The organism is Rathayibacter sp. AY1H2 (assembly GCF_002931985.1).
Classification (GTDB): Bacteria; Actinomycetota; Actinomycetes; order Actinomycetales; family Microbacteriaceae; genus Rathayibacter.
Genome location: NZ_PSUV01000021.1, coordinates 1 through 18,250, shown reverse-complemented (window position 1 = coordinate 18,250; position 18,250 = coordinate 1). Strand labels below are relative to the sequence as shown.

Genomic DNA, 18,250 nt, shown 5'->3' with positions numbered 1-18,250 from the left:
ACGGGCAACCCTACCCTCACGTAAGGGTAGATCTGAAGGGGTGAGCAGGATCGGCACCATGCACATCGGCGAGCTCGCCGAGCGGACCGGCCTCTCGCTCCGGACCCTGCGCCACTACGACGAGATCGGCCTCGTGAAGGCGTCCGGCCGCACCGAGGGCGGCTTCCGCCTCTACACGTCCACCGACTACGACCGCCTGATCCTCATCCGCCGCATGAAGCCGCTCGGCTTCTCGCTGGAGGAGATGGCCGCGCTGCTCCGCGTGATCGACACCCTCGAGGCCGAGGGCGACGACGCCCCGGCCGAGGTCCGCGCGCAGCTCGACGGCTTCGTCGCGCAGGCCCGCGAGCGCCGCGAGGCGCTGAGCGCCCAGCTCGCGATGGCCGACGAGTTCGTCGAGCTGCTCACCAGCCGCTGAGCCCGGCCGCCGAGCCCCGCCGCCCGGCCGCCTGCGCGATCGATGCGTCGCGAACGGCTCCCCTTCGCCTCCGATGACGACCTTTCGCGACGCATCGGATCCCGGGAGCGCGGGAGAGCCGCTCAGGTCGCGCTCGCGTCGGGCAGCTGCTCCGGGCAGTCGCCGCCCGGCTCGGTGGCGAGCTCGAAGTGCCAGATCTCGTTCGCGTAGATCTGGCAGAGCCCGTAGTCGGTGCCGTGCTGCGCGAGCCGGCTGTCCGCGTCCGTGTAGCCGATGTCGACCGCGCCGCCGGTGAGGTGGGCGGAGGAGGTGACGGATGCGACGCGGCCGCCGCGGCCTGACGGCGGCTCTCAGCCGCGCGGACCGCGGGCCAGCAGGGCGTGCAGCAGCGGCAGCGCCGACGCGATCATCAACACGGTCCCGAAGCCGCTGTCGTCCGGGCGCACGACGGCGCCCGCGATCAGCAGGCCCGCGAACAGCACGGCCGAGATCACGCGGCGGACGGTGCCCTCGAGCCGGTTCAGCCGGCGCTCGATGGTGGGGACGGTGACCGCGAGCTCGCCGTCGTCGAGGGTCGTGACGAGCTCGTCGAGCCGGCGCGGCAGGCGCCAGATCAGGCCGAGCGTGTCGACGGCCTGCTTGCCGACGTCCTGCACGACGGAGCCGCGCTCCTCGCGGATCAGCTGCTGCGCGTAGGGCTCGACCGAGTCCCACAGGTTGAAGGCCGGGTCGAGCGCGCTGCAGACGCCCGAGGTCAGCGACATCGCGCGGATGACGAGCAGGAAGTTCTCGGGGAGCTGGAACGGCAGCGCGCGCACGACGTCGCCGAACTGCACGGCGAAGTCGCGGAACTCGCGCGGATCCACCTCCCGCAGCTCGGCGAAGCCCATGCCGCCGAAGCGGGCGAAGAGCTGCGTGAGCGCCCGCTCCAGCTCGCGGGAGTCGGCCGAGGGGAGGAGGACGCCGACCGCGCGGGCCGCGTCGACGAGCCCCTTGCCGTCGCGGGAGGCGGCGGCGATCAGCATCCGGCGCAGTCCCGCGCGGGTGCTCGGCGGCACCTCGCCCATCATCCCGAAGTCGATGAAGGTGAGGCGCCAGGGCAGCTCGCCCCCGGGGGTCGGCGTGACGAAGACGTTGCCGGGGTGCGGATCCGCGTGGAAGTAGCCGTTGGTGAAGAGCTGGTCGAACATCACGGCCGCGAAGACCGGAGCGACCTCCCGCGGATCGATCCCGGCGGCCAGCAGCGCGGCGTGGTCGGTGATCTTGATCGCGGTGACGTCCTCGAGCGTGAGGACCTTGCGGGTCGAGCGCTCCCAGACCACGTCCGGGACGGCCACCCGGGCGTCGCCCGCGAAGTCGGCGGCGAAGCGGACGGAGTTGGCCGCCTCCTGCAGGTAGTCGATCTCCTCGAGGCTGGTGACCGCGAACTCCTCGACGAGGGCCGGGGCGTCGACGCGGTCCGAGACGAGGCGCACGTGGCTGAGCCAGCCGCCGACGCGGCGCAGAGCCGCGAGGTCGACCTCGACGATCTGGTCGATCCCCGGCCGCTGCACCTTCATGATGGCGGCGGAGTAGCCGGTGTCCCCGGCGTCGACGGGGGAGAGCCGGGCGCGGTGAGCCTGCCCGAGGGAGGCGGCGGCGACGGGCGACTCGTCCACTCCGGCGTAGGCACGCTCGAGCGGCAGCCCGAGCTCGGACTCGGCCAGCGCCCGGATCCGCGGGAACGGGACGGGCGGGACCTCGTCCTGCAGCCCCTCCAGCTCGCGCGTGATCTCGGGCGGCAGCACGTCCAGGCGCGACGACATGAACTGGCCGACCTTGATCATCAGGCCGCCGAGGTCGACCGCGAGCACGTGGAAGCTGCGGGCGAAGCGGCGCATCCGGCCGGGCCGGGTGCGGAGCGCGACGCGCGTGAGCCCCACCCGCGGCAGGAGCAGGTCGAAGAACCAGGTGACCGCGAGATGCCACGCGGCGAAGCGGAGGATCCGGCGGTAGCGCCGCCGGTCCTCCCGCTCTCGGTGGCCCGGGGCGGCAGGACCCGGGCTGACCGAGGCCACCCGGGTCAGTCCTGCGCGAGGATCGCGTACAGGCGGCGGCGCACGTCCTCGAGTTCGGCGACGGCCTTGCGGATCTGCTCGGGGGTGCCCGAGCGTCCGACCTGGGCCGCGGCCTGGGCGAGCTCGAGGCCCGCCTTGGGCAGGGCGCCGAAGTCGACGTGGTCGGAGTCGTTCCACGGGGTCGAGGTGCCGTGCTCGGCGACCGTCGCGCGGCCGGCGTCGGTCAGCGTGTAGGTCTTGCGGCCGTTCTGCTCGTCGGCCGTGATGAGGCCCTCGTCCGCGAGGAGCTGGAGGGTCGGGTAGACCGAGCCGGGGCTCGGCTTCCAGTCGCCTCCGCTGCGCTCCTCGATCTCGCGGATGATCTGGTAGCCGTGCATGGGCTGCTCGGCGAGGAGCGCGAGCACCGCGGTGCGCACGTCCCCGCGGCCGACCCGGGAGCCGACGCGCTTCTCCATGCGGGAGCGGGCCTGCTCCATCGCGCGCCAGATGCTCTCGATGGGCGTGCCGGTGCCGAACGCGCCGGTCGATGACGATCCGTTCATGATGACCTCCTGTTTCTCCGAACGATACTCAGCGATATGGGTGGCGACTGTGAACGACTGCCGCGTCGGCTCAGAGCTTCGCGAGCTTCGCCCGGGCGACGAGGAACAGCCCGTACATGACCAGTCCCGCGCTGACGAGGGTCAGGGCGATCGTGCCGTACGGAGGGACGTCGAGGAAGTGGATGGCCCCGTCGAGCCCGGTCGCCTGGCGAGCGTCGCCGGTCAGCGCCGCGACCACGAAGATCCCGCCGGCCAGGCCCAGAGCGAGCCCCTTCGTGATGTAGCCGGTCGCGCCGAGGATCAGCACTGCCGTCCCCGTCGGGCCCTCGGGGATGCGGACGAGCTTGCGGAAGCCGCGCCGGATCCCGATCGCGACGAAGCCGATCCCGCTGCCCAGCACGATCCCGCCGACGATCACGAGGATCACGACGCCGACCGTGCTCGTCAGCAGCTCGGTGTTGATGCGGCGGATCGTGGCCGAGGAGCTCGTCGAGCCGCCGAGCGCGAAGACGAGCGTGGTGCCCGCGAGCGTGAGCGAGGCGAAGCCCTTGCCCGACTCGACGATCCGGCGGCCCAGGCGGGCGGGGAGCCCCGGCGCGGAGGAGCGCCCGCCGAGGGAGAGCTGCCAGAGCCCGAGCGCGACCAGCCCGACCAGCGCAGCCCAGACCACCACGAGCCCGACGGGGGAGTCGGCCATGCGCCCGATCGCTCCGGACGCGTCCGCCTCCCGCGAGGTCTCGTCGCTGACCGCGACGCGCAGGGCGAGGCCGCCGATCAGGAGGTGGATCAGTCCGTTGACGGCGAAGCCCGTGCGGGCGAGGCGCCGGAAGCGCCGGGTCCGGACTCCGGCGCGCGGCGACGGCACGCTCGCAGTGGACATCGCGCAACCCTCTCATCCCCGGCGCCTCCTGACCCGCCGACGCGCGCGTGGCAACCCTCTCCCCGGCCCGGGTGCCCACGTCGTGTGATGGAGGTGCGGTGCGGTTCGCGCCGCAGCAGGACGAGAGAAGGAACCCCATGCGTGCACGCCGACGTCGCGCGGGCGGTCGCCGAGGGCCGAGGCGGGACGGACGTCCCGGACCGGTCCCGGGCAGGGGAGGGCGGCGACGATGACCGGAGCGACGCTCCTGGTCCGCCGCCCGTCGAGCCCGGCCTCGCGGGTGCTGGTGCTCCACGCGACTGCGGTCGAGCTGGAGCTGCTGGTGGCCGCGCTGCTCGGGCTCGCCGAGGAGACGCCGTGCCTGGACGTGCGGGTGGCGGCGAGGTCGCGGGCGGCGCTCCTGCTGGCGACCGTCGATCCGGAGGCGGTGCTGCCGCTGGCCGAGGCGCGGCGAGTCCGCGCCGGGCTCCGCCGCGAGCGCGAGGAGCTGGAGCGCGGTGGGGTCGGGTGCCGGCACGTCGTCGAGGCGCGGGCCGGCCGTCGGTAGCTCCGGAGCGGGTCCGATCGGCCGCCGGCCTCGCGACGAAGTCCTGACGGAGGTCGTCCACCGCCGATGTGCGCCGCGCCGTCCCGCCCCCGTCAGCAGCAGCCGCAGGCCTCGGAGTCCTCGCTCGTCAGCGCGGAGATCGGCGTCGTGCAGGACTCGCCGCGCCAGGCCTCCAGGCCCTCGCGGACGGCGACCGCGGCGATCACGAGGCCGGCGACGGGGTCGGCCCACGTCCATCCCAGCGTGCTGTTCAGCAGCAGGCCCACCAGGACGGCGGCGGAGAGGTACGAGCAGAGGAGCGTCTGCTTCGAGTCCGCGACGGCCGAGGCCGAGCCGAGCTCGCGGCCGGTCCGGCGCTCGAGCAGGGAGAACGCGGGCATCACCAGCAGGCTGACGGCGGCCAGCACGATGCCGACGGGGGAGTGCTGGGCCTCCGAGAATCCGAGCAGCGCCCGGACCGAGTCGACGGCGACGAACGCGGCCAGGCCGAGGAACGAGACGGCGATCACCCGCAGCGCGGTGCGCTCGCGCGCCTCCGGATCGCGGCCCGAGAACTGCCAGGCGACGGCCGCGGCGGAGAGCACCTCCACCACGGAGTCGAGGCCGAAGGCGACGAGTGCGGTGGACGACGCGACCGTCCCGGCGGCGAGTGCCACGATCGCCTCCACCACGTTGTAGGCGATGGTCGCGCCGACGATCCAGCGGATGCGCCTCTGCAGCACGCGGCGGCGGGCGGGGAGGAGCGGAGCGCGCAGGGCGCTCATGCGCAGCGGCAGTCGTCGCCGGAGCAGCAGTCCGGATCGACGACCAGGGCCAGGCGGAGCAGGTGGTCGAGCGCCCCGGCGATCCGGGTCTCGGCCAGCCGGTACCAGGTGTACCGGCCGTCCTTCACGGCCTCCACCAGCCCGCATCCGCGGAGGCACGCGAGCTGATTCGACATCACCTGCCGCGAGACCCCGAGCGCGTCCGCGAGGTCGGAGGGGACGGCCGGAGCCTCTCGCAGCGCGAGCAGGATCCGGGACCGCGTCTCGTCCGCCAGGGCGGATCCGAGGCGCGCGAGAGCAGCGGAGTGGGTGAGGGTCGCGGTGGCGGGCACGGGAGCGACGGTACACGCGATGCTGTATCGAGCGCGAGGGCGGTGGTCTCTCCTCGAACGTGCGAGCCCCCCATCCTGCTCCCCCCGTCGGGTGGGCGGACGGGCCGCACTGCCGCGGATCCCCGGGGCCGGCCTCCACGGCGCGCCGCGTACGGCCCGTGCGCCGTGCCAGGATCCCCTTGATCGCGGCGCCCGTCCGCCGCTCCGCCGCTCGGTCTCCTGGAAGGGCCACGGACCCGCCTTGCTCGATGCCACGACCCTCCGCGTCGCCTTCAGGGTCACCGCCCTCACCCTCTTCCTGCTGTTCGCGCTGGTCACCTACCGGTCGACACGCTCGTCCTTCAGCTTCTGGTGGTGCACGGCGCTCGCGCTGTTCATGGGCGGCTCGCTCGCCTACCTCCGCGACGGCACGGCCGACCAGGTGTGGGCGAGTCCGCTCGGCAACGGGCTCATCGTGGCCGGCGCCGCCGCGGTCTGGGCGGCGAGCCGCTCCCTCCGCGGCAGGCCGACGCCGTGGTGGCTGGTGGTCGCTCCGACCGTGGTGGTGACGGGCGTGTCCAGCCTCGACTCGCCCGCCGTCAACGACTGGTCGGGAGGGCCGCTCTACCTCGCGTCGATGGCGCTCCTCATCGGCCTGTCGACCCGCGAGATCGCGCTGCTCGGCGCCGGGCGCTCGCGCACGCGCTGGCCGCTGCTGCTGAGCTCCGGCGCCCTCTCCCTCTACTACGCGCTCCGGTCCGCCGTGTTCCTGGCCGCGGGGCTGCGCAGCGAGCTGTTCGCGACCTGGTTCGGGACCCCGACCACCACGCTGATCACGCTGGTGCTGCTGGTCGTGGTGTCGTTCAGCATGGCGTCGCTCAGCGGCGAGCAGGTCGCGCAGATGCTCACCGCCGGCGCCGCCCGCTCGCGGCAGGAGCTCGCCGACGGCGAGAGGGTGCAGCGGCGGCTCGAGCCCCGCTCGGTCCCGGACCTCCCGGGCTACGACGTCGCCGGCGCCTGCGTGCCCAGCGGGACGGTGAGCGGCGACTTCTTCGACTGGCGCTGCACGCCCGACGGGCTCGCCGTCACCGTCGCCGACGTGATGGGCAAGGGGGTCGGCGCCGCGATGATCGCCGCCACGGTCCGCGCCGCCCTGCGCGTCACTCCTCCCGCCCTCGGCCCCGCGGCGACGATGGCGCTCATCGACCGGGTCGTCGAGCCGGATCTGTCGGCGAACGACGCGTTCGTCACGCTCCTCCACCTGCGGCTCAGCGCCTCGACCGACGACATCGCGCTCGTCGACGCCGGGCACGGACTCGGGATCGTCTGCCGCGCCGACGGCTCGCGCGAGCGCATCCCCTCCGCCCACCTGCCGCTCGGCCTCCTCGGCACGCAGGAGTGGGAGCCGACCGGCCTCCGACTCCACCCCGGCGACCTGCTGCTGATCTGCAGCGACGGCGTGCTGGACCTCTTCGACGGCTCCCTCGCCGCCCTCGACCGGGTGGCCGACGCGGCCGTCGCCGCCCCCGCGACCGCCGCCGCCGCGGTCGCCGGCGTCACCCGCCTGGCGGCCGAGGGGCTGCTGGCGGACGACGTGACCGTGGTCGCGATCCGGCGGACCTCGGGGAGCTGACCCGGCCTCAGCCCCGCCCCGCCTGCAGCCGGAGCCCGGCCAGCAGCAGGTCGAGGCCGGAGCGGAACACGTCGAGGTCGTCGTGCGTCGCCATGACGTCGGCCGCGTGGTGGCCGAAGGGGAACTCCTCCGGATCGAGGGCGCGCCAGCGGTCGGCCAGGTGCTCGAGGAACTCGCCCCTCTCCATCCCGCTCTCGAGGAACTCGCGGGGCGGCGGCTGCGCCAGGTCGGCCGCGACTCCGACGACGTAGCTGACGATGGACGACACGGCGTGGAACCGCTGCCGGGGCGTCAGGTCGAGAGCCATGAGCTGCTGCCCGAGGCGCTCGTACATCGCCATCGAGTTGGGCTGCACCCCGGTCGTGCGGAGCATGTAGAGGCCGAACCAGGGTCGGCGGACGCACTCGTCGAAGAGGGCCAGTGCGACGGCGCGGACGTTGTCGATCGGGTCCGGCCCGTGGGTGAGCGGCTCGCTGTCTGCGAGGACCCGGCCCATGACCTCGTCGGTCGCCCGCTCCAGCAGCTCGTCGCGGCTGCCGACGTACCAGTAGATGCTCGCCACGCCGCCGCCGAGTCGGGCCGCGAGCGCGCGGAACGTGAGGGCCGACTCCCCGGACTCGTCGAGGATCGCGATCGCCTCGGCCAGCACGGTGTCGAGCGAGTGCGACGCTCGGCGGCGGCCCCGGGCGGGGGAGGGCGCGGCAGCGGTCTCCGTCGGGCGATCTGCAGGCATGGCTTGCATCTTACCGAACGGCGTTCCATACTATCGAACGCCGTACGAGAGTCGAACGGCGTTCGATAGGAAGGCGCCTCGATGTCCGCTCCGACGACCACCTCCGCCGAGTCCCGCGCTCACACCTCCCTCCGCTCCGCGGCACTCCCGCTCGCCGCTCTCTGCCTCGCGTTCTTCGTCGAGATGGTCGACAACACGCTGCTCTCGATCGCCCTCCCGACGATCGGACGCTCACTCGACGGGTCGACCGCCGGACTGCAGTGGGTGACCGGTGCCTACTCCCTGACCTTCGGCGGGCTGCTGCTGACAGCCGGGTCCGCCGCCGACCGGTTCGGCCGCCGCCGCGTGCTCCTCACCGGCCTCGCCGCGTTCGGGCTGATCAGCCTCGCCGTCGTCCTCGTCACCGACATCGGCCAGCTGATCGCCCTCCGCGCGGCGCTCGGCTGCGCCGCGGCCGCCATGGCGCCCGTCACGATGTCGCTGGTGTTCCGGCTCTTCGACGACGAGAGGCTCCGCATGCGGTCGATCACGATCGTGATGATCGTCGGGATGTCCGGCATGGTCCTCGGCCCCCTCCTCGGCGGCTCGATCCTCAGCACCGTCAGCTGGCAGTGGCTGCTCGTCGTCAACGCCCCGATCGCGCTGCTGGTCTGGATCGGCGTGCGCCTCGGAGTCCCCGCGGACCAGCGCGCCGACCTCACCTCCGGTCGGCTCGACCTGCCGGGGACCGCCCTCACCGTCGCCGCGGTGGGGCTCGGCTGCTACACACTCACCAGCGGAGTCGAGAACGGCTGGCTGTCGCTCCTCACGATCGCCTGCGCCGCGGGCACCGTCGCCGCCGTCGCGGGATTCGTCGTCCGCGAGCGCCGCGCCGTCTCGCCCATGATCGACCTCGCGATCTTCCGCGCCGGCCCCGCGCGGGGAGCGGCGCTCACGCAGCTCGGCGCCTCGGTCGCCTTCGCGAGCGTCCTGTTCGGCCTGATCCTGCACTTCCAGTACGCCTACGGCTGGAGCCCGGTGCGCGCCGGCCTCGCGAACCTGCCCGTCATCGTCACGATGCTCGCCGCCACTCCGGTCACCGAGCGCCTCGCCGCGAAGCTGGGGCACCGCGCGGCCTGCCTGATCGGCACCGGGCTCCTGGTCGGCGCGCTGCTCGGGATGTCCTGGGCGGTGGACCGGGGCTACCTCGCGATCGCCGTGATGATGGTCGTGATGACGGTGGGCCTGCGGACGATCATGACCATCTGCGCCGTCGCCCTCGTCGAGGCGATGCCCGCGAACCGCACCTCGATCGGTGCGGCGCTCAACGACACGGCCCAGGAGATCGGCACCAGCATCGGCACGGCCGTCGTCGGCACGCTGATCGCCGCACTGGTGGCGACCACCCTCCCGGCGGGCGCGTGGAGCGCAGACCTCGTCCGGAGCTTCTTCGCGGGTGAGCGGGTCGCTTTCCTGGTCGTGGCGGTCCTCGTCGGCGTGATCGCGACGATCGGCTCGCTGTCACTCAGCGACTCCCGCTCCACCGAGGAGCCGGCGGCGGCCTAGTCCGTCGGGTCGCGCCGGGCGTCCTCGAGGTCGGCGATGTCCGTGTACTCGAGGAAGTCCAGCGGCGGGATGTCCGTCATCTCCTCGCTCCAGGAGGGGCGGGCCGGCTGCATGCGGCGCGTCTCGAGCTCGATGTGGGCGATGACCTCCGCGTCGTCCGGCTCCTCCACCTCGCTGCTGTCGATCGGCAGCGACCAGAGCTGGCTCGCCGGCCCGATCAGCAGGTGGGCGTAGGCGCGGCCGCCGCCCTCGGTCAGGACCGGCACCGAGACGACGTCCGACTTGCTGACGTCCGCGAGGGCCCGGGCGTACCGGAGGACCGCCTTGCAGGTCAGGTCGCCGACGAGCAGGTGGCCGCTGGAGTAGTGCAGTTTCCGCATGCATCCAGCCTCCGCGCGCCGCCCGCGGGCCCTCAAGAGGGTTGCCCTGTGAAGGCGGTGCCCCTAATGGGCCGGGAGGTCCCGCCCGATCGGGGTCATTGCTCCGGGTGTCCGGCGCTCTCGCGGAGCTCGCGGCCGTCGGCGACGTCCTCGGCGTGCTTCTCGGCTTTCTTGTCGCTCTGCCGGGTGTCGCGGGGCGGGAGCTGGATGTGCTCCTCGGCTTCGATGCCGGCCTGCAGCTGGCGGCCGCGCTCGAGCTCGGCGTCGAACTCGGCCCCGAAGAGCAGGGCGAGGTTCGTGATCCAGAGCCAGAGGAGGAAGACGATCACGCCGCCGAGGGCGCCGTAGGTCTTGTTGTAGTTGCTGAAGTTGGCGACGTAGAACGCGAAGCCGGCCGAGGCCAGCGCCCAGACGACGAGGGCGAGGATCGAGCCCATGCTGGTCCAGCGGAACTTCGGCTGCCGCACGTTGGGGGACCAGTGGTAGAGGACCGCGACGATGACGACCATGATCGCGATCAGCACCGGCCACTTGGCGATGCTCCACACGGTCAGGGCGACCTCGCCGAGGCCGATCGCGTCGCCGATGGTCTGCGCGATCGAACCGCTGAGCACGAGGATCAGTCCGGCGATGACGAGCAGGAGGACCGTCACGAGGGTGACGGCGAGCATCGTGGGGCGCAGCTTCCAGATCGGGCGGCCCTCGTCGATCTCGTAGACGCGGTTCATGCCGCGCCCGAAGGCGCCGACGTAGCCGGAGGCGGACCAGAGGGCGCCGAGGACACCGGTGACGAACGCCAGGCCGGCGGCGGGGCTGGAGGTGAGCTCCTGGATCGGGCCGCGGACCGTGTCGAGGACGTCGGCCGAGACGAACCCGCCGGCGATCTCGAGCACGGTGTCGGTCGTGGTCTCGGCCTGGCCGAAGAGGCCGAGGATCGAGACGATCGCGAGCAGCCCGGGGAACAGCGCGAGGACGGCGTAGTAGGTCAGCCCCGCCGCGATGTCCGTGCACTGGTCGGCGCCGAACTCGCGGAGCGTCTTCTTGAGGACGTAGCCCCACGAGCGCTTGGTGACGTCCGTCGGTCCGTCGGGCTTGCGGGAGTCGTCGGGGTCGGGCGCGGTGCGGTCGCGCTCGGTGCTGGTCTGGGCCACGGTCGTCCTCCATCTCGAGCGTCTGCGGATCGTCGGGGACGGAAGGACCGCCTGCGATCGCTCCGAGCCCCGACGACGCCTTGCTCGCCACCGACCGTAGGAGCGCCGGACGCTCAGGGCAGGACGGTTGACAGCCGCCCGTCGAGTCCGGTGGGGGAGGTGTCCCGCGGTGGAGCCCGCGCTCAGAGCTGCGCGAGCAGCCTCTCGCACGCCTGCTCGCAGCGGCGGCAGGCCTCGGCGCAGATCCGGCAGTGCTCGTGCATCCCGGCGTGCTGCTCGCAGTCGTCGGCGCAGGCGCGGCAGGCCAGGAGGCAGGCCTCGACGAGGGCGCGGACGGCCGCGGATCCGACGACGCCGCGGCGCGAGAGCACGGCGCCGGTCGCGGCGCACACGTCGGCGCAGGCGAGGTCGGTGCGGATGCAGTGGACCAGCTCGGCGACCGACTCCTCGCCGAGGCACGCGTCGGCGCAGGCGGTGCAGGTGAGCGCGCAGGCGCCGCACGCGTCGATGCACTCGGCCAGGACCTCCGGATCGACGCCGCGCAGCTCCTCGGGGTGGCTCCGGATCATGTCGCTCGTGCTGCTCATGGCGCGTCCTCTCGTCGTGACCCCGGCGGGTCGATCGGTCCGGGCGACGCTACGGGCCCGCCCGCCGCCGGGCGAGGGCCTGGCCAGGCACCGCGGCCGGTGGTAGCCGGGCGGTCAGCCCCTCACGACGAAGGCGTCGTGGATCAGGTTGCCACCGGTCGCTGCGGGGTTCCGCGTGCTGCCGCGGGTGATCGTGACGGTGTGGGTGCCGGCGGGCAGGGTCCCGCTGGTCCAGACGGTCTGGGCGGAGCGGGTGGTGGCGCTGTAGCGGTCGACCGAGGCCACGAGGACGCCGTCGAGGCGGACCTCGTCGATCCCGGACGTGCTGGACCGGCGGCTCACCCACGAGACTCCGGTGCCGGTGAAGCGGAGGGTGGCGGAGGCGCCCCCTGTCGACGAGAAGGAGACGCCTCCGCCGCTGTCCGCGGAGGAGGAGGTCGTGGACCAGGTGCCCGTGACGGCGACGGCCGGCGAGCCGTTCTGGTGGGTGCCGGCCCCGACGGCGGCGAGCGGAGTCGCGGTGGCGGTCGGCGTGGAGGTCGAGGTCGGCGCGGCGGTCGAGGTCGGCGTGGGCGTGGCCGTCGGCGCCGGAGTGGCGGCCCTCTTCGCGAGCACGATGGACGCCGTCGCTCCCTTCAGCCCGCTCGGCCGGAACGTGATCGTCGTCGCGGTGCTCGTCCTGCTCGTCACGCTCAGGGCGGCGCTCGAGGACACCGTGCCCGCGGTCGGCCGCGCGAGCGTCACGGTGAGCGCGCTCGTCGAGACCTGCGTCGGGTCGACGGTCGAGACGGTCACCGTGTCCGCGTCCTCCCGGATCGAGACCAGTCCGGCGCCGGTGATGCTCGCGACCCGGGTGCCTCCGACGAGGACGGGGCTCGTGGTCCCGGCCTTCCACGACACGGCGCTCACGGTGCCGGTCGAGCGGTCGCGGGCGGCGCTCAGCTGGGGTGTGTTGCTGAGCACGGTCACGTCCGGGTCCGCCGCGTACGCGGCGGTCGCCGCCTCGGAGGCGCCGGGGAGGACCGTGTACGCGTAGGAGGCGCCGGTCGGGTTCGTGCCGTGGCTCGTCGTGAGGGAGTAGTAGTGGCCGGTCACCGGCGCCGTCGGACCGGCGGCGCTCACGGCGCTCCAGGCTCCGGTGCGGGTCCGTCCCTGCGCGGTCAGGGCGATCGGCGACGGGAAGACGTAGCCCACCGACTCCGCGGAGCCGGTGATCGAGGCCCAGCGGGCGGTGCTCGTGGCGGTCGCCTCCGCACCGCGGAGGACGCCGTCGACGCGGAGCCTCGCATCGGGAGCGACGTCGCGGCGGTCGTCGATCACCGTCTCCGCGCGCCGGCGCGCCCCGTCCCAGCCGGTCCCGGACATGTCGGTCGCCGTGATCCCGGAGCCGAGCGCGAGGATCTCGTCGTCGAAGGTGAACCAGGCCTTCTTCGCGACCAGGCTCACCGACGCCGCGTCGAAGTCGAGCGCCGCGATCCCCGTCCGCCGCGACGGGCTCTCGAGGCTCCCGGTGAAGGTCGTCGTCGGGCGGGACGACGCGCCCTCGCCCGCGCTCCGGACGATCGTGTCCTCGGTGGTGCCGGGCATCCGGTACGGGTTCGCCGTGGCCCAGTAGCCGTCGTCGTACTGGCGCCCGCTGCCCAGGTGGAGCGAGGTCGCGCCGTCGCCGGTGTACCAGCCGCTGCGGTTCTCGCCGTTGAGCGACTCGTAGCGCGCGATCCGCGTGCTCGACAGGCCGACGGCGAAGCCCGAGGTCGCCGTGGTCCGCGTGAAGCGGTCCATCCCGGCGAAGGCCCGGACGCCCGAGCCGATCGGGGTCGCGGTCAGGCCCGTGTCGGCGAGGACGAGCCGCGCGCGCACGACGTCGCTGACGGATCCGGCCGTCTCGATGCTCACGGGGCTGCCGGAGTTGCAGGCCAGCCAGCTCTTCGCCAGCGCGTTCGTCCGTGTCCTGGCCGAGGGAGGGGCGCTGTCGGCGAGGCGCAGCACCGCCGCCTGCAGCTGGACGCCGACGTCGCCGTCCTCCGACTCCGCCCGCGCCGTCTCGCGGCCGCGGACCGTCGACATCACGGCGCCGCACCAGGTGACGGGGGCGAAGGAGGAGGCGAGCCGGTCGTACACGCCGAGCCCCTCCGGGCTCGTGATCTCCCAGCGGGAGCCGTCGAGCAGCGCGTAGAGGTCGTCGAGGGTGTCGAGCATCGAGAGCCCGTACCCGCCGCTGTAGGCGAAGACGCTGTGCTGCACGAAGGAGCCGTCGGCGTGGAAGCCGTCGCCGGACGCCACCGTCCGCAGCGCCGGGTCGATGCCGGCGGCCGCCTCCGCGATCTTCGCCGGCTGCTTCAGCAGCACCGCCCGCCCGGCGATGACCGCCGCCGTCCAGACGCGGTTGGCGCCGGTCCGGGTGACGGTGTCGGCGAAGCGCGTCGAGGCCGACAGGTAGGCCTGCACCTGCGCCGCCGAGAGGTCGGGGTAGAGGAGGGCGGTGATGCTGTTCAGCTCGAGCGGGATGCCGATCTGCTGCTCCCACCAGCGGGAGGTGCCGGTGGTGGAGCGGTTGTAGCGGTTCGCCGAGAGCCAGTCGGCGGTCGTGACGACGTCGCGGAGGAGCGCCGGGTCGCCGCTGAGGGCGGTGCCGGGGGTCTTCAGCGCGGTCGCGAGGACGGTGACCCGCTTGTAGGCGGCCCACACCTCCACCGCCGAGGTGCCCGTGACCAGGTCGGGCCAGGGCTCGCCGCCGTCGGTCTCGAGCGTCGACCAGTAGCCCTCGGCCTCGGCGACGAGGCGGCCCTTCGCCGCGGCGAGGCCGCCGACGCTCCCGCTTCCCGGGATCGTGCCCGTCAGATCGGCGACGAGGGCGAGGCGCATCGCGTCGTACTCGTCGCCCGCCGAGTCGACGGCGGACGCTGTCGGCGCGGCGGCGAGCGGGAGGATCAGGGCGGTCACCAGCAGGAGCGCCGCAGCGAGCGGGCTCCCGCGCCGGGGCGCGTCGGATCGAGAGGGTCGGTTCGTCTCCGCGCGCGATCGGCGGAGGGGACGCGGCTGGGTGGGCACGGGCGCTCCTGAGGCGACGCCCACGAGCCTGCGGGCTTCGGGTGCTCGCGGGTCGCCGGGGGAGCGTCGGGTGAAGAGTAGTGGTCCGCTCCGTCCGGCGGCAAGAGGCGGAGGCGAGGACGGCCGGGATCGGCCACCGCCGACGCTCCCGACCGCGCGATCTGCGACAGCCGTACCCCGTGAGGGGTACAGAGGCGCCGAAGGTCCCCCACCCGTCAAGCGGGGCGATACGGTCGGAGGTGCGTGTGCGCTCCGGGGGGTCCCGGCGCGGCGCGCAGGGGGAAGGGGGCACGGATGATCGAGGCCGAGCAGGATCCGCGGCTGGTGGCGCTCGAGGCGCTCGAGATGATGGGGTCGGCTCCGGAGGAGCGCTTCGACCGGATCACGCGGATGGCCGAGGAGCTCTTCCGCGTGCCCGTGGCCGAGATCCACTTCCTCGACGACACCACGCTGTTCACGAAGTCCCCGCAGCGTCCGGACGCCGTGCTCGCGTACCCGCGCGCCGGCACCTTCTGCGACGCGACGCTCGAGAAGCGCACCACCTTCGTCGTGCCGGACCTCGGTGCCGACGAGGCGTGGGCCGGGCACGAGCACGTCGCGGGGTACCCGCACGTCCGCTTCTACGCCGGGCGGCCGCTGTCGGTCGAGGGCGACCTGCAGCTGGGCACCCTCTGCCTCATCGACTTCGTGCCCCGGAGCCTCACCCCGGACGAGCGGCAGCTGCTCGAGGAGTTCGGCGAGTGGGTCGAGCGGGAGCTGCGCGACACGGCGGAGCGCGACCGCGCCGCCGACATGCAGACGCAGATGGCTCCCTCCTCCCTCCACCACCCCGCCGGCTACGAGCTCTCGGGGCTCTCGCTGCCGCGGTGGACGATCACCGGCGACTTCTACAGCTGGCGCGGCGACGACGAGACGGTCGACCTGACCCTCGTGGACGTGATGGGCAAGGGGACGGCGGCGGCGATCGTGGCCGCGTCGATCCGCTCCGCGTTCCGGGCGCGCCTGGGCGGCGACCCCGACGCGGTCGTCAGCGCGGTGAGCGCCCAGCTGCACGACGACTTCACGGCCACCGAGACCTTCGCGACCCTCTTCCACGGGCGCCTCGACACCGCGTCCGGCCGGATCGACTTCGTCGACGCGGGCCACGGGCTCACCGTCCTCCTCCGCGCCGACGGCTCGTTCCAGCGGCTCGCGGCACTGGGCCTCCCGCTGGGCATCGCGGAGGACGGCGGCTGGATCACCCAGACCGTGGAGCTCGCGGTCGGCGACTCGCTCCTGGCCTTCACCGACGGCGTCCTCGACCTCTACGACGGGACGCTGCAGTCCCTGGCGCGCGCGGTCGACCTCGCCCGCGACTCCGCCGACACCGCCGCGTTCCTGCAGGCGCTGAAGGCGCTCGCCGCCTCCGGCTCCGCGTCCGACGACATCACCGCCCTCGTGCTGACCCGCACGGGCGCCGACCGCTCCGCCGAGAAGGACCCCGCATGACGTTCACGACCGAGACGATCGCCCCCGACATCGCCGTGCTGCGGGGGGAGGGGCGGCTCAACGCGGCCTCGGCTCCGGAGCTGCGCTCGGCCGTCCGCCGGGCGATCGACGAGGGCAGCCCCCGCATCGTCGTCGAGCTCAGCGCGGTGACGTTCATGGACTCCTCCGGCCTCGGCGCCCTGGTCGGCGCTCTCAAGACCGCGCGGCAGGCGGGCGGCGACCTGCGGATCGCGGCGCCCAGCGAGCAGGTCGTGATGGTGCTGCAGCTGTCCAATCTGGACCGGGTGCTCACCCTCTTCGACACGGCCGGCGACGCGTACCGTGACTGAGCGCAGCGTCGGGTTCCGCACGCCCCCGGACGACACCGAGGTCGTCCACGAGATGCTCGCCGGGCTCTGGGGCGAGCGCCCGGACCTGCCGGCCCGCGACCGCATGGCCGTCGAGACGGCGCTGGTCGAGCTGGTCGACAACGTCATCCAGCACGCGACGTCGACGACGACGATCGTCTGCCGCCTCGTCGTGCGCGTCGAGGGCGACGCGATCCATGCGGAGCTGGTCGACACGGCCGATCCGCCGGACATCGGCACGGGGCCGCGGGAGATGCCGGACGTCTTCGCCGAGTCGGGCCGCGGGCTCGCCCTCATCCAGGCTCTGACGACCACGTTCGAGCACGAGCGCTCCGAGGGGCGCAACGTCTGGACCCTGACCCGGGCGCTGGACTCCTAGCGACTGGCGCGGATCAGCGGATCGTGTGCGCGGTGATGACCGCGGCGGCACGCGCCAGGTCGTCCGCCATGCCGTTCAGCCCGGGGGAGGCCTTCAGCACCTCCGCGCTGACCTCGTCGTAGCGCTCGTCCACCTGCGCGAGCAGCTGCTCCCCGGAGGCGGTGAGGCGCAGGAGGACGCTGCGGCGGTCCTGCGGGTTGGCGAGCCGGTCGACGTGGCCGGCGGTCGCCAGCCGGTCGAGGAGCGCGGTCACGGCGCCCGTCGAGAGGGAGAGCTCGAGACCCAGCCACTTCGGCGTGAGGTCGGGCGACTCGCCGAGGACCTCGAGCGCGGTGAGCTCCGAGATGCCCACGCCCACGCCCGCGGCGATGCTCGCGCGGAGGTGCCGCTGCGCGTTCTCGAGCAGGCGGAGCGACTGCCGCAGCTGCACGGCGGGCGCGTCCTGGTCGACGTCGCGCGGGGTCGGTCTCTCGGTGGTCATTCGTCCTTCTCGGGGTAGGGCTGGGGTCATCGTACGGGTCGCCCTCGGGGGTCCCGGCCTGTCACCCGGACAGGGGGCGAAAGAACGATTGCAATGTATCTTGGTCATCAAGTAACTTAGCGGTCAATCGAGTTCGGATGACCACCAGCCGGACCCTCCCCCTTCAGCATCAGCCCGCCCCACCCGATCAGGAGTCCTGCCATGTCGACCCACACCGCCAAGTCCAAGCGCGTCCGCTTCGCTCCCCTCGCCATCGCGACGAGCATCGCCGCCGCCGCTCTCCTCTCCGTCTCGATGTCCGGCACCCTGTCCGGCTTCGTCGCGAGCATCTCCAACACCGGCAACACCGCCGCCTCCGGCTCGCTCGTCATGGAGGAGAAGTCGACCGGCGCCAGCCCCATCACCTGCCTCAGCACCGACGGCGGCTCGATCAGCACCAACACCGCGACCTGCGCGACCATCAACAAGTTCGGCGGATCGACCACGATGGTCCCCGGCCAGACCGTCACCACCGCGATCACGCTGAAGAACACCGGCACCGTCAACGCCAACACCTTCACGCTGACCCCCGGCGCCACCTGCTCGCAGAGCAACAACGTCGCGGCCGGCGCCTCCGGCTCCGCCACCGACTTCTGCGGCAAGCTCAACGTCGTGATCACCTCCGGCGGGACCACCGTCTTCACGGGCACCGCCGCGACCCTCGCCGGCTCCGCCGTCAAGACCCTCAACACCGCCCCGGTCACCCCCGGCACCTCCACCCCCTTCTCCATCGCCGTGACCCTCGACTCGTCGGCCACCAACGCCTACCAGGGCCTGTCCGCCTCGCTCCCGCTCACCTGGACCTTCGCGAGCTGATCCCCTCCCCACCCGGCCCGGAGCGCCCCCGCGCGACGGGCCGGGGGAGGAGCGTCCCGCAGCGCTCCTCCCCCGGCCCGTCGCGCGGGGGCGCTCCGGGC

19 protein-coding genes are annotated in these 18,250 nt (G+C 73.4%); 8 read left to right on the top strand and 11 right to left on the bottom strand.

Annotated features, from left to right (window positions below; all coding sequences use genetic code 11):
• The first annotated feature begins 58 nt into the window (after window positions 1-58).
• Complete coding sequence (locus tag C5C29_RS14035) at window positions 59-418, top strand: MerR family DNA-binding transcriptional regulator (protein WP_104224294.1); 360 nt, start codon at window positions 59-61, stop codon at window positions 416-418.
• A 350-nt stretch (window positions 419-768) separates the two neighbouring features.
• Here C5C29_RS14035 and C5C29_RS14025 read toward each other — a convergent pair whose 3' ends face one another.
• The 3 genes from C5C29_RS14025 to C5C29_RS14015 form a co-directional block, all read right to left on the bottom strand.
• Window positions 769-2,475: an AarF/ABC1/UbiB kinase family protein gene (locus C5C29_RS14025; RefSeq protein WP_104224293.1), complete on the bottom strand. Its 1,707-nt coding sequence runs from the start codon at window positions 2,473-2,475 to the stop codon at window positions 769-771.
• A gap of 5 nt (window positions 2,476-2,480) precedes the next feature.
• A complete protein-coding gene (locus C5C29_RS14020) occupies window positions 2,481-3,017 on the bottom strand; it encodes a PadR family transcriptional regulator (protein ID WP_104224292.1) in 537 nt (178 codons plus the stop codon).
• 70 nt (window positions 3,018-3,087) lie between these two features.
• Window positions 3,088-3,897, bottom strand: coding sequence for a DUF1206 domain-containing protein (locus C5C29_RS14015; RefSeq protein ID WP_104224291.1), 810 nt, complete (start codon window positions 3,895-3,897; stop codon window positions 3,088-3,090).
• Between the two features lie 229 nt (window positions 3,898-4,126).
• On the opposite strand from C5C29_RS14015, the gene C5C29_RS14010 reads away from it, so the two are divergent.
• The gene (locus C5C29_RS14010) at window positions 4,127-4,444 is read left to right on the top strand and encodes a hypothetical protein (RefSeq protein WP_104308500.1); all 318 of its coding nucleotides are present in this window, start codon (window positions 4,127-4,129) and stop codon (window positions 4,442-4,444) included.
• A 92-nt stretch (window positions 4,445-4,536) separates the two neighbouring features.
• Here the strand turns inward: C5C29_RS14010 and C5C29_RS14005 are convergent, their stop codons facing one another.
• Window positions 4,537-5,208 (bottom strand): cation diffusion facilitator family transporter, encoded by a 672-nt coding sequence (locus tag C5C29_RS14005; RefSeq protein WP_104308499.1) that lies wholly within the window; start codon window positions 5,206-5,208, stop codon window positions 4,537-4,539.
• Window positions 5,205-5,540, bottom strand: coding sequence for a helix-turn-helix transcriptional regulator (locus C5C29_RS14000; protein ID WP_104234042.1), 336 nt, complete (start codon window positions 5,538-5,540; stop codon window positions 5,205-5,207). The genes C5C29_RS14005 and C5C29_RS14000 overlap by 4 nt, the downstream gene beginning before the upstream one ends.
• Window positions 5,541-5,781: 241 nt before the next feature.
• Between C5C29_RS14000 and C5C29_RS13995 the strand changes: the two genes are divergently transcribed.
• On the top strand, window positions 5,782-7,152 hold the full coding sequence (locus tag C5C29_RS13995) for a PP2C family protein-serine/threonine phosphatase (protein WP_181128832.1): 1,371 nt from the start codon (window positions 5,782-5,784) through the stop codon (window positions 7,150-7,152).
• Between the two features lie 7 nt (window positions 7,153-7,159).
• On the opposite strand, the gene C5C29_RS13990 is transcribed toward C5C29_RS13995, so the two are convergent.
• The gene (locus tag C5C29_RS13990) at window positions 7,160-7,885 is read right to left on the bottom strand and encodes a TetR/AcrR family transcriptional regulator (protein WP_219812210.1); all 726 of its coding nucleotides are present in this window, start codon (window positions 7,883-7,885) and stop codon (window positions 7,160-7,162) included.
• A gap of 81 nt (window positions 7,886-7,966) precedes the next feature.
• Here C5C29_RS13990 and C5C29_RS13985 point away from each other — a divergent pair, with 81 nt between their 5' ends.
• Window positions 7,967-9,430 carry an MFS transporter gene (locus tag C5C29_RS13985; protein ID WP_104227133.1) on the top strand — a complete coding sequence of 488 codons (1,464 nt, stop codon included), beginning with the start codon at window positions 7,967-7,969 and terminating at the stop codon, window positions 9,428-9,430.
• Here the strand turns inward: C5C29_RS13985 and C5C29_RS13980 are convergent.
• The 4 genes from C5C29_RS13980 to C5C29_RS13965 form a co-directional block, all read right to left on the bottom strand.
• On the bottom strand, window positions 9,427-9,810 hold the full coding sequence (locus C5C29_RS13980; RefSeq protein WP_104263281.1) for a hypothetical protein: 384 nt from the start codon (window positions 9,808-9,810) through the stop codon (window positions 9,427-9,429). The two genes, C5C29_RS13985 and C5C29_RS13980, sit on opposite strands and share 4 nt — an antisense overlap.
• Before the next feature lie 95 nt (window positions 9,811-9,905).
• On the bottom strand, window positions 9,906-10,961 hold the full coding sequence (locus C5C29_RS13975) for a YihY/virulence factor BrkB family protein (RefSeq protein WP_104308497.1): 1,056 nt from the start codon (window positions 10,959-10,961) through the stop codon (window positions 9,906-9,908).
• Between the two features lie 182 nt (window positions 10,962-11,143).
• Window positions 11,144-11,548 (bottom strand): four-helix bundle copper-binding protein, encoded by a 405-nt coding sequence (locus C5C29_RS13970; RefSeq protein WP_104255963.1) that lies wholly within the window; start codon window positions 11,546-11,548, stop codon window positions 11,144-11,146.
• A gap of 114 nt (window positions 11,549-11,662) precedes the next feature.
• Window positions 11,663-14,491, bottom strand: coding sequence for a polysaccharide lyase 8 family protein (locus C5C29_RS13965; protein WP_146083497.1), 2,829 nt, complete (start codon window positions 14,489-14,491; stop codon window positions 11,663-11,665).
• Window positions 14,492-14,893: 402 nt separating this feature from the next.
• On the opposite strand from C5C29_RS13965, the gene C5C29_RS13960 reads away from it, so the two are divergent.
• Genes C5C29_RS13960 through C5C29_RS13950 form a run of 3 tightly spaced genes read left to right on the top strand, consistent with a single transcriptional unit; the run spans window position 14,894 to window position 16,813 of the window.
• Window positions 14,894-16,087 (top strand): PP2C family protein-serine/threonine phosphatase, encoded by a 1,194-nt coding sequence (locus tag C5C29_RS13960; protein ID WP_104227128.1) that lies wholly within the window; start codon window positions 14,894-14,896, stop codon window positions 16,085-16,087.
• Window positions 16,084-16,416: an STAS domain-containing protein gene (locus C5C29_RS13955; RefSeq protein WP_104224279.1), complete on the top strand. Its 333-nt coding sequence runs from the start codon at window positions 16,084-16,086 to the stop codon at window positions 16,414-16,416. The genes C5C29_RS13960 and C5C29_RS13955 overlap by 4 nt, the downstream gene beginning before the upstream one ends.
• Window positions 16,409-16,813, top strand: coding sequence for an ATP-binding protein (locus tag C5C29_RS13950; RefSeq protein WP_104227126.1), 405 nt, complete (start codon window positions 16,409-16,411; stop codon window positions 16,811-16,813). Before C5C29_RS13955 ends, C5C29_RS13950 begins: the two co-directional genes overlap by 8 nt.
• Before the next feature lie 13 nt (window positions 16,814-16,826).
• On the opposite strand, the gene C5C29_RS13945 is transcribed toward C5C29_RS13950, so the two are convergent.
• On the bottom strand, window positions 16,827-17,294 hold the full coding sequence (locus tag C5C29_RS13945) for a MarR family transcriptional regulator (RefSeq protein WP_104224277.1): 468 nt from the start codon (window positions 17,292-17,294) through the stop codon (window positions 16,827-16,829).
• A 201-nt stretch (window positions 17,295-17,495) separates the two neighbouring features.
• Here C5C29_RS13945 and C5C29_RS13940 point away from each other — a divergent pair, with 201 nt between their 5' ends.
• Window positions 17,496-18,149, top strand: coding sequence for a hypothetical protein (locus tag C5C29_RS13940; RefSeq protein ID WP_104224276.1), 654 nt, complete (start codon window positions 17,496-17,498; stop codon window positions 18,147-18,149).
• Window positions 18,150-18,250: the final 101 nt, after the last annotated feature.